A 13,150-nucleotide genomic window follows, 5' to 3' on the forward strand; every position below is an offset into this window, starting at 1 on the left:
AGGACTGCGCGTGGATCCCGGTGGGCGCGTCTATGGGGAGGCGTCGAGGGAGAGCGCGCGGGCTTGGCGGTGGTACCAGCCGGGTTTGTCGGCGATGGCTTCGAAAACGTGGCTGCGATCCATGGCGCGTTGATAGACGTGGACCGAGACGGCGATGGCGTCGCTGCTGGCGTTGCGCAGGGTGTGGAACTCGTCGGGCGGGATCAGGTTGCCGGCGCTGCCGCGGGTGCCGCGCAGGCATCGGCGGGGACTGAAGCGGAACCGCTCTTGCTGGTGCTCGATGAGCTGGTACGGGGTGATGTCCAGATCGCCGCGCCAGACACCTTCGACGCACCACAGGCCGTCGTGATCGTGCAGTGGTGTGCCCTGTCCCGGGCCCCAGGTCATGGCGATGATGCTGTAGCCATGCCTCGGGCTGCGATAAAGCTCGCGGCGGGCATAGTGATCGTTGATCGGATTGTGGATGACGGGCGGCAGGCTGATGCGTGGATCGTTGATGGCCCGTTCCAGCACGCGCTGCACATGGGTGACGGTTGCAGACGTGTTTCCGGCCTGCAGGGCGGCGTCGATGCCATCGAGCAGATGCTGACGGCCGGGAAAATCGGGGTAGTGCGAAGTATCCAACGTCATGCCCGCAGTCTAGGCGAGGGCGGTAAAGATTCCGTTGTCAGTGGGTTGTCGGGCAGCAGCGGATGCGGTTGGGTGCGCTGTTCGTGGTTGGGCGCTTGATGAAGAGCGAGGCAAAGGCGCCCTCACCCGCCCTTAGGGCACCCTCTCCCGCTTGCGGGAGAGGGGTGGGTTCCGCTGGTTGTGATGAGGGCTGGTGGATCGCGCCCTCACCCGCCCTTCGGGCACCCTCTCCCGCTTGCGGGAGAGGGATGGGTTTCGCTGGTTGTGATGAGGGCTGTTGAATCGCGCCCTCACCCGCCCTTCGGGCACCCTCTCCCGCTTGCGGGAGAGGGGATGGGGTTCGCTGGTTGTGGTGGAGATTCGGGGCGTCAGAACGTGCCGCGCTGGATGAACGGGGCTTGCGCGTAGAGTCTGCGCTCGCCGCCGCGCGGGTCGTCGCCGAGGTGGCTGTTGGCGTCGAACTGCAGGGTCTGGCGGCGATCGAGTGCGTAGGGCTCCCAGTGCGGCAGGCCGGGGTGGTTGGGATCGCCGTGACGGGTGAAGGCGAGCAGGGCGTCGCTCATCGTGTCGGCGACGCGCTGGGCCTCCAGGCCGCTGCCGGTGCGTGCGCCGGGTTGCTGCAGGTTATGGAACACCAGCGGGATGTCGAGGGTGTGGAAGGCGCGCAGGTGCGCGGCGTCACCACCGCGGTCGTACCAGTCCAGTTGATAGGCCCAGGTGGGGGCGCCCTGGCGGGCGCGGGCTTCGAGCTCCTCGATCGCACCGCGCCAGGAGCGGCCGGCGGTGGTGGCGGCGAAGAATATCTCCGACGGCGTGTAGTGCGGATACAGGCGGCGGTATTCGGCGATGACGACCGTCGGCAGCAGGTCGACGTATTGCTGGGCTTCCAACCTGGCCGGGAGCGCTTCCCAGCTCAGCGTGTGGTTGGCCGGGTCATTGCCGAGGAAGGCGCGGGTTTCGTCGTGGGTGTTGCCGATGACCATGGGAATGGCGGCCGACTGGGCCGGTGCCTGCGGCCAGAACGGGTGTACAGGCAGGTTGCGTGCGTCCAGCACCGGGCCGACGTACAGGCCGGTGCTCTCCACGCGCGAGGGATCGCGGAGTTTCACCGCTTCCAGCAGCTGCTGCATCGGCAGCTGGCGCAGTGCGTCGGCATCGCCGAGCTTGAAATGCTCCAGGACCAACCGCGCACGCTGGGTGGCGGCGCGTGGGCCGGCGGCGGTGACCTGTTGTCCGCTCATCGTCCAGGCACGATGGAACAGCCCGTTGGCCGCCGGCATGGCCATCAGGGTGGCGATCTTGGCCCCGCCACCGGACTGGCCGAATACCGTGATGTTGTTGGCATCACCGCCGAACTCGGCCGCATGCTGGCGGACCCAGTGCAGGGCCTGGATCAGGTCGAGCTGGCCGACGTTGCCGGAGTCGGCCAAGGCAGGGCCGCCGAGCTGGGCCAGATGCAGATAGCCGAACAGGTTGAGGCGATGGTTGACGGTGACCACCACCACGTCGCCACGCCGGCACAGGTTGCCGCCGTCATACAGCGGGTCGCTGCCGGAGCCGTTGTTGTAGGCGCCGCCGTGGATATAGAACAGCACCGGGCGCTTGCCGCCATCGTGCAGGGCCGGGGTCCAGACATTGAGGTAAAGACAGTCTTCGCTCCCCGGGCCCTCATTGCCGGTCTGCGGAGCGGCCGGGCCATGGGCCAGTGCGTCGCGGATACCGTTCCAGGCCGACTCCTGCAGGGCTGGCTGGAACCGGCGTGGAGCAGTGTCGGCACCGTAGGGAATGCCACGGAAGACATGGATGCCGCCTTCGGTCTGGCCCGCGATGCGGCCGCTGCGGGTGCGGGCGATGGGCGCATTGCCGGTGTGCGCCCAGCCGGCGTTGTGGGCGGTGGCCAAACCGATGCCGGCGGTGAGCAGGCCGGCGTGCTGGAGGAACTGGCGACGGTGGGGATTGCTGGGTGGCTGGGTCATGGTCGGCGGGTGATGGAGGGAGACGACGGCCCCACCCCAACCCCTCTCTCCATCGGAGAGGGATTCAGGGGGCGGTGCGGGATGGCGGGGGGAGCGAGGTGATCCAGTCCAGCGCCAGGCGTGGCCAGGCCGCGCTGGTCAGGCCGGCGGTGCCGCGGACACCGAAGCCGTGGCCGCCGTGCGGGAACAGGTGCATCTCGGTGGTGACACCGGCCGTGCGCAGCGCCTGGTAGAACAGCAGGCTGTTGCCGACGGGGACCACGTCGTCATCGCCGGCGTGCAACAGGAAGGTCGGCGGCGTGTCCGCGCGTACCCGGGTCTGCATCGAGTAGCGCTGCAGCAGCTCGGGGGACGGGGTGTCGCCGAGCAGGCGCTGGCGCGAACCGGCATGCGTGTCGGGGCCGTGCATGTCGATGACCGGATAGACCAGCAGCTGGTAGTCCGGGCGCGCGCTCTCCCCATCGATGGCGTCGGTGGGCGGATAGACGGATGCATCGAAGCCGGTGCCCAGTCGTGCGGCGAGGTGACCGCCGGCGGAGAAGCCCATCACGCCGATGCGGTGCGGGCGGATACCCCACTCGCCAGCCCGGTGACGGATCAGCCGCAGTGCACGCTGCGCGTCGGCCAGCGCCGCTTCGCGGTCCGCACGGCCCTCGCCTGGCAGGCGGTAGCGCAGCACGAACAAGGTGGTGCCGCCCTGTTCGGTGAACGCCGGCACCAGCGCGGTGCCTTCCTTGTCGAGCACGACACGCTGGTAGCCGCCGCCGGGAATGACCAGCAGCGCGTCGCCATTGGGCCGTGCCGGGCGGTGGACGACCAGATAGGGCGTGCTGACGTGGTCGATGTAGCGGTCCGGCAGGGCCGGGTCGGCGCTGCGTTCGACGATGCGACGCGGCGAGGGCAATGGCTTGTCCCCCGGTGCCAATCCATCCGGCCACAGCGCGATGCGGTCGGCCGAACCCACTGCCGGCTCGCCGTCCGGCGTGCTCTGGGCGAATAGCGGGGCGGTCAGCATGAAAAGATAAAAAGTCAGTAAATACAGAAGATTACGTATTGTGTGTGGGAGCATGTTGGATCCGGCATGGCAGGGGATCGTCGCTTCTGGTGCACTGCACATTGTCAGATGACACCGGTTTACCTTATACAGCCAACCAGGCAACTGTCGATTGGCAGTGCAACAAAGACATCAGGAGAGTCACTTGAGCAACGACCCAGGCAGTCAGCACCCGTCGGATACCGGGCTGGACGACATTGCCCGCAGTTTTGTGGAAGCCCGCCGCCAGGGACGTTCGCTTCCAGATTTTCCCGGCACGATCCCGGATGATCTGGTGACTGCCTACCGCGTGCAGGACCTGGCCATCGGCCGCTGGGACGACGTGGTGGTGGGCTGGAAGGTGGGCTACATCGCGGCCGAGCGCCGTGATGGCTCCGGCGACGAGCGTCTGCTGGGCCCGATTTTCCAGCGCAATCTCTGGAATGCTACCGGTGCCATCGTGGATATCCCGGTGTTTTCGGCCGCCGGTGGTTTTGCCGCGGTGGAGGCCGAGTACGTGCTGCAGCTGGAGGCCGACGCGCCGGCGGACAAGCTCGACTGGACCCCGGAAGAGGCCGAGGCGCTGCCGGCCCGTCTGTTCATCGGCGTGGAAGTGGCCAGCAGCCCGCTGGCGACGATCAATATCCTGGGGCCGCGCGTGGTGGTGTCCGACTTCGGCAACAACAACGGGCTGGTGCTCGGCGCGGAGATTCCGGACTGGACCCGGCGTGACGAACCGGACCTGCGCGCGGAAACCCTGATCGATGGCACGGTGGTCGGTACCGGTGGCGCCACCCACCTGCCCGGTGGCCTGCGCGCGGCCTACGCCTTCGCGTTGTCGCGTTCGGCCAAGCGTGGCCGGCCGTTGAGGAAGGGCGAGCTGATCGCCACCGGCAATGCCACCGGCATCCATGACATCGGCGTGGGCCAGCAGGCATTGATCCGCTTCGCCGGTTGCGGCGAGATTTCGTGCAGGGCCGTACCCGCCGGGTGATACCGCGGCACCATCCATCACGCGCGGGAGGGCGCAATGGTTACTCGACGAGGTTTTCTCACTACCAGCCTGGGCGCGCTGGCCGCGCCGATGCTGGCCGCCTGCGGCGCGGGTGGCAAGCGCGCGGCGGGAGGCGGGCAGGTGCTGACCGCCAGCGACGTGCACGTGGCCGACTATCCGACGGTCACCGCGGTGAAGTGGATCGGCCAGCAGCTGGAGCAGCAGACCGGCGGCCGGCTGCGCCTGAACCAGTACCACTCCGGCCAGCTCGGCCGCGAGTCCGAGGCGATCGACATGGCCCGCTTCGGTGCCATCGACATCACCCGCGTGTACTCCGGCGCGTTGAACAATGCCTTCCCGCTGACCCAGGCCCTGTGTCTGCCGTACGTGTTCGACTCGGTGCAGCACATGCGGCGTGCGCTGGACGGTGGCATCGGCGATGCGGTGCTGCGCGGCTTCGAGAGCCGCGGGCTGGTCGGCCTGGCGGTCTATGACTCCGGTGCACGCAGCTTCTACAACACCAAGCACCCGATCGTCGAACCCGGCGACCTGCACGGGTTGAAGCTGCGCGTGGCCAGCTCGGACATCTTCCTGCAGCTGATGCGCATGTTCGGGGCGAACCCGACGCCGATGTCGCTGGGCGACACGTTCTCCGGCATGGAGACGCACATGATCGACGGCGCCGAGAACAACATGCGCAGCTTCCACTCCAGCCGCCATTTCGAGGCGGCGCACTACTGGTCCGAGAGCCAGCATTCGTATGCGCCGGACATCCTGCTGATGTCGCGCCGCAGCCTGGACGCGCTGTCCCCGGCCGACCGGCAACTGCTGCTGGAGCTGGCGCGGCAGTCGGTGCAGGTGATGCGCAGGGAGTGGGATGCCTCCGAGGACAAGGCGCGCGAAGCGGTGCTGGCCTACGGCGTGAAAGCCAATGCGGTGGACATGCCGGCCTTCCGCGAAGCGGCGGCACCGCTGCTGCGCGACTACCTGAAGCAGGCGGACATCGCCGCGCTGCACCGTCGCATCCGCGATTTCGCCTGAGGACCGCGCCACGATGTCTGATACCAACGAAACCACGGTGACGACGGGCTTCCAGCGCGTGCTGGAACGGCTGGCCGACGTCGTCATCCATATCGCTGTGCTGGCCCTGCTCGGGCTGGTGGTGGTGCAGGGCTGGCAGGTCTTCGCCCGCTACGTGATCAATGATTCGCCCAGCTGGACCGAGCCGGTGACGCTGCTGTTGCTGAGCACGGCGATGAGCCTGGGCGCGGCGGCCGGCGTGTATACCAACCGCCACTTCGGCTTCTTCCTGCTGGCCGACTACATCAACCCGGCGATCAAGCGCGTGATCGATGCACTGGTGCCGCTGATCATCGCCGTCATCGGCGGCTTCATCGCCTGGTGGGGCTGGGTGCTGTGGCTGGACGGCCTGCACATCAAGACCGCCGGCGCCAACCTGCCGCAGAGCGTGAACTACCTGCCGTTGAGCATCGGTGGCGCGCTGATGGCGGTGTTCGCATTGAACCGGATGGCGCAGGCATTGCAGGCCGGCGCGGGCAGTGCCGGCACCGCTGAAGGAGACCGTTGAGCCATGGGTATCGCAATCCTCTTCGCCGTGTTCGGCGTGCTGCTGCTGATCGGCGTGCCGGTCGCCTATGCGCTGGCCGCCGCGGCACTGGCCACCCTGTTGTACCTGGACCTGCCCAGCATCGTGCTGGTGCAGCAGATCTCCGCCGGCACCGGTTCGGCCTCGCTGATCGCCATTCCACTGTTCATCTTCGCCGGTGAAATCATGATGCGCGGTGGCATCTCCGAGCGCCTGATCTCGCTGGCCTCGTCGCTGGTCGGGCGCATGCGCGGCGGCCTGGGCCAGGTGTCGATCCTGTCCTCGCTGTTCTTCGGTGGCGTGTCGGGCTCGGCGATCGCCGACGTCTCGGCGGTGGGCGGCACGATGATCCCGCAGATGGTCAAGCGCGGCTACGACCGCGACTTCGCGGTCAACGTCAGCATCACCGCGGCGCTGGTGGCGCTGCTGGTGCCACCGTCGCACAACCTTATCCTGTTCTCGGCCGCGGCCGGTGGTGGCCTGTCCATCGCCGACCTGTTCGCCGCGGGCATCGTGCCGGCATTGCTGATGACGGTGGTGCTGATGGTGACCGGCTACGTGGTGGCGCGCCGTCGCGGCTACGGCGTGGAAGCCTTTCCGGGCATGCGCGCGGTGCTGCTGCGGTTGGTCGCGGCGCTGCCGGGCCTGGGCCTGGTCGGCCTGATCTTCTTCGGCATCCGCGCCGGCATCTTCACCGCGGTGGAGTCGGCGGCGATCGCGGTGGTGTACGCGCTGCTGGTGACCACCGTGCTGTACCGCCAGCTGCGCTGGAAGGAGTTCATGGCCACCGTGGTGCATGCCGCGCGCAGCACCGGCGTGATCCTGTTCGTGATCGCCACCGCGGCGGTGTTCGGCTGGTTGCTGGCCTACCTGCAGGTGCCGGCGGCGGCGGTGGAGTTCCTGCAGTCCTTCGCGCACAGCAAGTACATGGTGCTGCTGATGATCGTGGTGATGCTGCTGTTGCTGGGCACCTTCATGGACCTGGCCCCGATGATCCTGATCTGCACGCCGATCTTCCTGCCGGTGGCCAAGGCCTACGGCATCGACCCGATCCACTTCGGCCTGGTGCTGGTGCTGACCGGTGGCCTGGGCCTGGTGACGCCGCCGGTGGGCTCGGTGCTGTTCATCGGCACGGCGATCGGCAAGATCACCGTCGGTGAGAGCATGAAGACCATCTGGCCGTTCTGGCTGGCCGGCCTGGGCGTGCTGCTGGCGGTGACGTTCTTCCCGGAGATGTCGTTGTGGCTGCCGGCGCTGCTGCGTAGTTGATGCCGCCGGCCAGGTACCCGCCGGTGGTGGCTGGCGGGGGCATGTCGCCACCGGGATGGGTACAGCACGGCGGCGCGCCCCGTTCAGATGGCGCGCCGCGACTGCCCTCACAATGTGGCGGGGATCAAACGGGCATCGGTGCAGGCCATGAGCCTGCCGCCGGCAACGCCGGGGTGCCTTCCCGCAACGCCCACGCCCGCGCTCTGGAACGAGCGCGGCCCGATAGAATGACTGCATTGAACGGTTTCAAGGACCTCGCCTTGCGCAAGAAGACCGACGTCGACGCCCCGGCCCACAACCTGGGCCGACCCGCCACGATCAACGACATCGCACGCCTGTCCGGTGTCTCCAAGAAGACGGTGTCGCGGATCATCAACAACTCGCCGCTGGTGCGCAAAGACACCCGCGAGAAGGTCGAGGCATTGATGCGTGAGGTGGGCTACGCGCCCGACCCGTTGGCCCGTGGCCTGGCGTTCCGGCGTTCGTTCCTGATCGGCATGGTCTACGACAACCCCACCGCGCAGTACGTGGTGGACATGCAGAACGGCGCGCTGGACGCGCTGCGTGGCTCCAGCTTCGAGCTGGTGGTGCACCCCTGCGACACGCGCAGTCCCGGCTACATCGAGGGGGTGAAGCGCTTCGTGCAGCAGCAGAAGCTGCACGGGGTGATCCTGGTGCCGCGTGCCTCCGAAGACCAGGCGCTGGCCGACATGCTCGACGAGATCGGCTGCCGCTTCACCCGCATCGCCGCGTTGCCGCTGGATGACACCTCGCAGATGGTGATCACCCACGACCGCGACGGCGCCGCCGAGGCCGCCGACTACCTGCTGTCGCTAGGCCACCGTGACATCGCGCTGATCACCGGGCCGACCGCCTACCGCTCCGCGCACGAGCGCACCGCCGGCTTCATCGAGGCGTTGCAGAACCGCGGCATCGAGCTGCCGCCGGCGCGCATCATCGAGGCCGGCTACACCTTCGAGTCGGGCGTGGCCGCGGCCGAGAAGCTGCTGCTGGGCAAGCAGCGACCGACCGCCATCTTCACCGGCAACGACGAAATGGCCGCCGGTGTGTACAAGGTGGCCATGCGTGCGGGCATCAACATTCCGCGCGAGCTGTCGGTGGTGGGTTACGACGACAGCCCGCTGGCCTCGCGGCTGTGGCCGTCGCTGACCTCGGTGCGGCGCAATACCCGCGATACCGGGCGCACCGCCGCGGCGATGCTGATCCAGCCCGAGGGCAAGAGTGCCCTGCCGCTGGCCAGCGTGCGCCCGCACCTGGTCGTGCGCGATTCCTGCCAGCCACCGCAGGACTGACCCCCCAAGTAATTGTTCCAAAAGGAAAACGCTTATTCTTGCGGCGCAAAATGACACCGGTTTCCATAACCGCTAGAATCGTCCCGAACCCGCCCTGGAGCCGTGCTCCCGGGCCGGCCGGACCCCGCCGCGGCAGGCGCCAAACGCAGCCACCGCAACCCCTCCGGCCACGCTGCCGGCAGCAACCCACGAACCACCGCTCAGGGAGAGGAACACCATGACGAATCCATTCAGTCTCGAAGGCAAGGTCGCACTGGTAACCGGTGCCAATACCGGCCTGGGCCAGGGCATCGCGCTGGCGCTGGCCGCCGCCGGTGCCGACATCGCCGGTGCCGGCATCGTCCCGGCCGAGGAGACCGCCGGGAAGGTGCGCGCGCTGGGCCGCCGTTTCCTCAACATCGAGGCCAACCTGATCAGCATCGAACCGGTCGAGCGCGTGGTCGCCGAGACCGTGGCCGGGCTGGGTGGCCTGGACATCCTGGTCAACAACGCCGGGCTGATCCGCCGCGCCGATGCGGTGGAGTTCAGCGAGAAGGACTGGGACGACGTGATGAACGTGAACATCAAGTCGGCGTTCTTCATGAGCCAGGCCGCGGGCAAGCACTTCATCGCCCAAGGCAGCGGCAAGATCATCAACATCGCCTCGATGCTGTCCTTCCAGGGTGGCATCCGGGTGCCGTCCTACACCGCCTCCAAGAGCGGCATCGCCGGCATCACCCGCCTGCTGGCCAATGAGTGGGCAGGCAAGGGCGTGACCATCAACGCGATCGCGCCGGGCTACATGGCCACCGACAACACCGCGCAGTTGCGCGCCGACGAAGACCGCAACAAGGCCATCCTGGACCGCATCCCGGCCGGCCGCTGGGGCAAGCCGGAAGACCTTGGTGGCACTGCGGTGTTCCTGGCGTCCAGTGCGTCGGATTACGTCAACGGCGCGATCATCCCGGTCGATGGTGGCTGGTTGGCGCGCTGAGGGTTGAAGGTGATGAGGTGACGGCTGGAAGGCCAGAGCCAAGGCGTCAAATGCTGAAAAGCTGGAAGCGCCCTCACCCCTACCCCTCTCCCGCATGCGGGAGAGGGGAGAGCAATAGCCGAAGCAACTGCAACTGCCAAAGCCAAAGCCAAAGCAACTGCAATAGCCGAAGCCAAAGCCGAAGCGACAGCCCAGGCAGCAATGGCGAGCTGCACGGATTTCCCTTCTCCCGCGTGCGGGAGAAGGTGCCCCGAAGGGGCGGATGAGGGAAGCCTCTGCCTTGGCTTTCAACTCATCAACAACAACGTTTCCCATACAAGAGAGTCATGCAATGAAGATCGCGTTGATGCAGGAATTCAGCCAGGCCGCCAAGAACCCGGTGGTGCTGGAACAGCTCAACACCGTGGCCGCCGCACAGGGCCATGACGTGTTCAACGTGGGCATGGACGGTGACAACGACCACCGCCTGACCTACATCCACCTGGGCATCTGCGCCGCGCTGCTGCTCAACGCCAAGGCCGTGGACTTCGTGGTCGCCGGCTGCGGCACCGGCCAGGGCGCGATGATGTCGCTCAATGCCTGGCCGGGCGTGTACTGCGGCTACTGCATCGAGCCGACCGATGCGTTCCTGTTCGCCCAGGTCAACAACGGCAACGCGCTGGCGCTGCCGTTCGCCAAGGGCTACGGCTGGGGCGCGGAGATCAACATCCGCTTCATCTTCGAGAAGGCGTTCGCCGGTGAGCGCGGCCAGGGCTACCCGGCCGAGCGCAAGGAATCGCAGATGGCCAATGCCGGCATCCTGGCGCAGGTGAAGCAGGGCGCGTCGAAGGACTTCGTCGAAGGCCTGAAGGCCATCGACCAGGAGCTGGTGAAGCAGGCCGTGGGCGGCGAGCGCTTCCAGAAGGCGTTCTTCGACAACGCCCAGGACGCGGACATCGTGGCCTACGTGAAGGGCGTGCTGGGCAAGTAAGCGCCTGGTGTTGCGGTAATGCCCTTGCGGGCGGACAAGGGCGCCGGGCGGCGCCCTTGTTGTTACCGGTTGCGGGCATGGAACCGCAGTGAGGTTGCCGGCTCCGGATCAGGGGCCGGCTTCGCGCCCGAGGGCGCTCCTACATGGCCGCCAGGCGGTCGGAGGCTTCGCTTTCATGAAGCTCCTTTCTTCCTGTTTCCTCCTGCTGTGCATGGCAGGCAATGCCATTGCCGCGGATGCGCCGCATTCGGTTTTCATTGCCGCTGATTCCACTGCGGCGACCTATGGCCCCGAGCGCGCGCCGCAGGCGGGGTGGGGGCAGATGCTGCAGGGCTGGCTGGACCCGGCGCAGTGGCAGGTGCACAACCATGCGGTGGGCGGGCGCAGTACGCGCAGCTTCATCGCCGAAGGACGGCTGGACGCGATCGGCCACGCCTTGCGCCCCGGTGATGTGCTGCTGATCCAGTTCGGCCACAACGATGCCAAGTTCGAGGACCCCAGCCGCTACACCGCGCCGGACGGCGACTACGTGATGTTCCTCGAGCGCTACATCGCCGTGGCGCGGGAGAAGGGGGCCACGCCGATCCTGGTCACGCCGGCGGCGCGGTTGCTGTACGACTTCGGCGCGCTGCTGGACACGCATGGTCGCTATACCCAGGCCATGCAGCGGGTGGCGCGCGAGCGGCAGGTGGCGTTGATCGATCTCAATGCCCGCTCGATGGCGTGGATCCGCGCGCTGGGCGAGCAGGGGGCCAGGCCCTACTTCATGTTCGTGCCGGCGCAGGGCAAGGCGGACGGCACCCACTTCAGCACCGCCGGCGCGACCGCGGTGGCCTGCCTGGTGATGCGTGGCTGGGTCGAGCTGCAGCCGCGGATGCGGGAGGGGCTGCAACGCGACATCGATTGCGGCGCGATCAGTGCACCGCCACCACCTGCCGCCACGACGGCAGCCGTCGCCGCGCCCGTGGCTCCGGCCAAAGCAGCGGCCGATGCGCACGGCTCGCGGGTGATCCGCGAGCAGGACATTGCCCGCACCCAGCCCGGGCCGCATGGCGGCGCCGGCCCGACCACCGCGTACTCCTTCTTCGCCGAGGTCGGCGACCTGCCGTTCGTGCTGCGCAAGCGCGTGCTGCACAAGGGCGCAGGCATCGGCCTGCATCCGCAGCACAAGGACGAGATCTACTACATCGTGAGCGGGCGTGGCCTGTACGTGCTTGATGGCCAGCAGTACGAGGTGGGCCCCGGCCACGCGCTGCTTACCCGCAGTGGCAGCACGCATGCCCTGCAGCAGACCGGCGACGAGGACCTGGTGGTGATGCTGGCGTATCCGACGACCCGGTAGCCCCTGCGGGCATCAGGGCGCCTGGAGGGCCCATGGCTCCTTTTCCAGGCGTTGCGCCAGGTAGTCGATCAGTGCCTGCACGCGTGCGGGCCGGCGCAGGCCCGGCGGGGTGACGATGCTCAGCGCCAACGGTTCGACCTTCCAGTCGTCCAGCGCCGTTTCCAGCCGCCCCGCGCGCAGGTCTTCCCAGACCAGGAATTCCGGCTGCAGCGCCAGCCCAAGACCGGCATGCAACGCGGGGGCGAATACTTCGGCGTTGTTGGCCTGCAGTGGGCGCGGCACGGTCTGCGCGAACTCGCCGTGGCGTGCGTGGCGGAAGCGCCAGGTGTTGCCGCCGCGGGTGTAGCTGTACTGGAAGCCCCGGTGCCGGGCGAGGTCGCGCGGATGCCGGGGCCGGCCATGCGCGGCGAAGTAGGCCGGTGCGCCCACCAGCAGGATGCGGACCTGGCACAGGCGCCGCGCGCGCAGGCTGGAATCGGCCAGGTTGGTGATGCGCAGGGCCATGTCGAAGCGCTCGGCGACCATGTCGACCATGTCGTCGCTGAGCTGCAGGTCCAGCTCCACGTCCGGATGGGCCTGCATGAACGCCGGCAGCAAGGGGGCCAGCCGGGCCACGCCGAAGGACATCGGTGCGGCGACGCGGATCAAGCCGCGCAGGGCGGTGGAGCGCTCGGCGACCTCCGATTCGATGGCCTCGCCCTCATCGAGGATGCGCACGGCGCGCTCCAGCGCGCCCTGGCCGGCGTCGGTCAGCGAGACCCGGCGCGAGGTGCGGTGCAGCAGGGCCGTGCCCACGCGCGCCTCCAGCCGGGTGATGGCCTTGGAGACAGTGGCCTGCGACAGCGACAGCTCCTCGGCGGCACGGGCGAAGGAGCCGGCTTCGGCCACCTTGGCGAAGATGGCCCAGGCTTCAAGATCGGGCAGGCGGCTCATCGGGCATCCGGGACAGGGCGTTGCGCGCAGTATCGCAGAAATGGAAAGCATGCCTTTCCATTGTTTCTATTCTCTGCATTGCGGGGCAGGCCTAGACTGGCGCCCATCGAC

General features: G+C 67.8%; 12 protein-coding genes. 8 read left to right on the top strand and 4 right to left on the bottom strand.

The features are described 5' to 3' along the window. Nucleotides 1–30: 30 nt before the first annotated feature. The 3 genes from AC06FE_RS16220 to AC06FE_RS16230 form a co-directional block, all read right to left on the bottom strand. The gene (locus AC06FE_RS16220; protein ID WP_478073628.1) at nt 31–630 is read right to left on the bottom strand and encodes a cysteine dioxygenase family protein; all 600 of its coding nucleotides are present in this window, start codon (nt 628–630) and stop codon (nt 31–33) included. A 368-nt stretch (nt 631–998) separates the two neighbouring features. Beyond that, nucleotides 999–2,606 (bottom strand): carboxylesterase/lipase family protein, encoded by a 1,608-nt coding sequence (locus AC06FE_RS16225; protein WP_478073629.1) that lies wholly within the window; start codon nt 2,604–2,606, stop codon nt 999–1,001. Nucleotides 2,607–2,670: 64 nt separating this feature from the next. Then, nucleotides 2,671–3,675 carry an alpha/beta hydrolase gene (locus tag AC06FE_RS16230; RefSeq protein ID WP_478073630.1) on the bottom strand — a complete coding sequence of 335 codons (1,005 nt, stop codon included), beginning with the start codon at nt 3,673–3,675 and terminating at the stop codon, nt 2,671–2,673. A 130-nt stretch (nt 3,676–3,805) separates the two neighbouring features. On the opposite strand from AC06FE_RS16230, the gene AC06FE_RS16235 reads away from it, so the two are divergent. The 8 genes from AC06FE_RS16235 to AC06FE_RS16270 all read left to right on the top strand — a co-directional run bounded on the left by AC06FE_RS16235 (nt 3,806) and on the right by AC06FE_RS16270 (nt 12,106). Next, a complete protein-coding gene (locus AC06FE_RS16235; RefSeq protein WP_446541577.1) occupies nt 3,806–4,633 on the top strand; it encodes a 2-keto-4-pentenoate hydratase in 828 nt (275 codons plus the stop codon). A 36-nt stretch (nt 4,634–4,669) separates the two neighbouring features. Continuing rightward, a complete protein-coding gene (locus AC06FE_RS16240) occupies nt 4,670–5,674 on the top strand; it encodes a TRAP transporter substrate-binding protein (RefSeq protein ID WP_478073631.1) in 1,005 nt (334 codons plus the stop codon). Between the two features lie 13 nt (nt 5,675–5,687). Then, entirely contained in the window at nt 5,688–6,221 is a 534-nt protein-coding gene (locus AC06FE_RS16245) for a TRAP transporter small permease (protein ID WP_132862282.1), read from the top strand. Between the two features lie 3 nt (nt 6,222–6,224). Continuing rightward, the gene (locus AC06FE_RS16250; protein ID WP_132862283.1) at nt 6,225–7,508 is read left to right on the top strand and encodes a TRAP transporter large permease; all 1,284 of its coding nucleotides are present in this window, start codon (nt 6,225–6,227) and stop codon (nt 7,506–7,508) included. Between the two features lie 227 nt (nt 7,509–7,735). Continuing rightward, nucleotides 7,736–8,821 (top strand): LacI family DNA-binding transcriptional regulator, encoded by a 1,086-nt coding sequence (locus AC06FE_RS16255; protein WP_323438603.1) that lies wholly within the window; start codon nt 7,736–7,738, stop codon nt 8,819–8,821. Between the two features lie 217 nt (nt 8,822–9,038). Beyond that, the gene (kduD, locus tag AC06FE_RS16260) at nt 9,039–9,794 is read left to right on the top strand and encodes a 2-dehydro-3-deoxy-D-gluconate 5-dehydrogenase KduD (RefSeq protein WP_132862285.1); all 756 of its coding nucleotides are present in this window, start codon (nt 9,039–9,041) and stop codon (nt 9,792–9,794) included. 331 nt (nt 9,795–10,125) lie between these two features. Further along, nucleotides 10,126–10,764: an RpiB/LacA/LacB family sugar-phosphate isomerase gene (locus tag AC06FE_RS16265; protein WP_192288365.1), complete on the top strand. Its 639-nt coding sequence runs from the start codon at nt 10,126–10,128 to the stop codon at nt 10,762–10,764. 175 nt (nt 10,765–10,939) lie between these two features. After that, on the top strand, nt 10,940–12,106 hold the full coding sequence (locus tag AC06FE_RS16270; RefSeq protein WP_478073632.1) for a GDSL-type esterase/lipase family protein: 1,167 nt from the start codon (nt 10,940–10,942) through the stop codon (nt 12,104–12,106). 12 nt (nt 12,107–12,118) lie between these two features. Here the strand turns inward: AC06FE_RS16270 and AC06FE_RS16275 are convergent, their stop codons facing one another. Next, nucleotides 12,119–13,039 (bottom strand): LysR family transcriptional regulator, encoded by a 921-nt coding sequence (locus AC06FE_RS16275; RefSeq protein ID WP_313254820.1) that lies wholly within the window; start codon nt 13,037–13,039, stop codon nt 12,119–12,121. Between the last annotated feature and the right edge of the window lie 111 nt (nt 13,040–13,150).

This window comes from Stenotrophomonas sp. Steno-C18, from assembly GCF_056393195.1.

Excerpts from the sequence above, each read along its gene's own strand:
- AC06FE_RS16220 (WP_478073628.1), bottom strand. The coding sequence starts at position 630 with ATGACGTTGGATACTTCGCACTACCCCGATTTTCCCGGCCGTCAGCAT.
- AC06FE_RS16225 (WP_478073629.1), bottom strand. The coding sequence starts at position 2,606 with ATGACCCAGCCACCCAGCAATCCCCACCGTCGCCAGTTCCTCCAGCAC.
- AC06FE_RS16230 (WP_478073630.1), bottom strand. The coding sequence starts at position 3,675 with ATGCTCCCACACACAATACGTAATCTTCTGTATTTACTGACTTTTTAT.
- AC06FE_RS16240 (WP_478073631.1), top strand. The coding sequence starts at position 4,670 with ATGGTTACTCGACGAGGTTTTCTCACTACCAGCCTGGGCGCGCTGGCC.
- AC06FE_RS16245 (WP_132862282.1), top strand. The coding sequence starts at position 5,688 with ATGTCTGATACCAACGAAACCACGGTGACGACGGGCTTCCAGCGCGTG.
- AC06FE_RS16250 (WP_132862283.1), top strand. The coding sequence starts at position 6,225 with ATGGGTATCGCAATCCTCTTCGCCGTGTTCGGCGTGCTGCTGCTGATC.
- AC06FE_RS16255 (WP_323438603.1), top strand. The coding sequence starts at position 7,736 with ATGACTGCATTGAACGGTTTCAAGGACCTCGCCTTGCGCAAGAAGACC.
- kduD (WP_132862285.1), top strand. The coding sequence starts at position 9,039 with ATGACGAATCCATTCAGTCTCGAAGGCAAGGTCGCACTGGTAACCGGT.
- AC06FE_RS16265 (WP_192288365.1), top strand. The coding sequence starts at position 10,126 with ATGAAGATCGCGTTGATGCAGGAATTCAGCCAGGCCGCCAAGAACCCG.
- AC06FE_RS16270 (WP_478073632.1), top strand. The coding sequence starts at position 10,940 with ATGAAGCTCCTTTCTTCCTGTTTCCTCCTGCTGTGCATGGCAGGCAAT.
- AC06FE_RS16275 (WP_313254820.1), bottom strand. The coding sequence starts at position 13,039 with ATGAGCCGCCTGCCCGATCTTGAAGCCTGGGCCATCTTCGCCAAGGTG.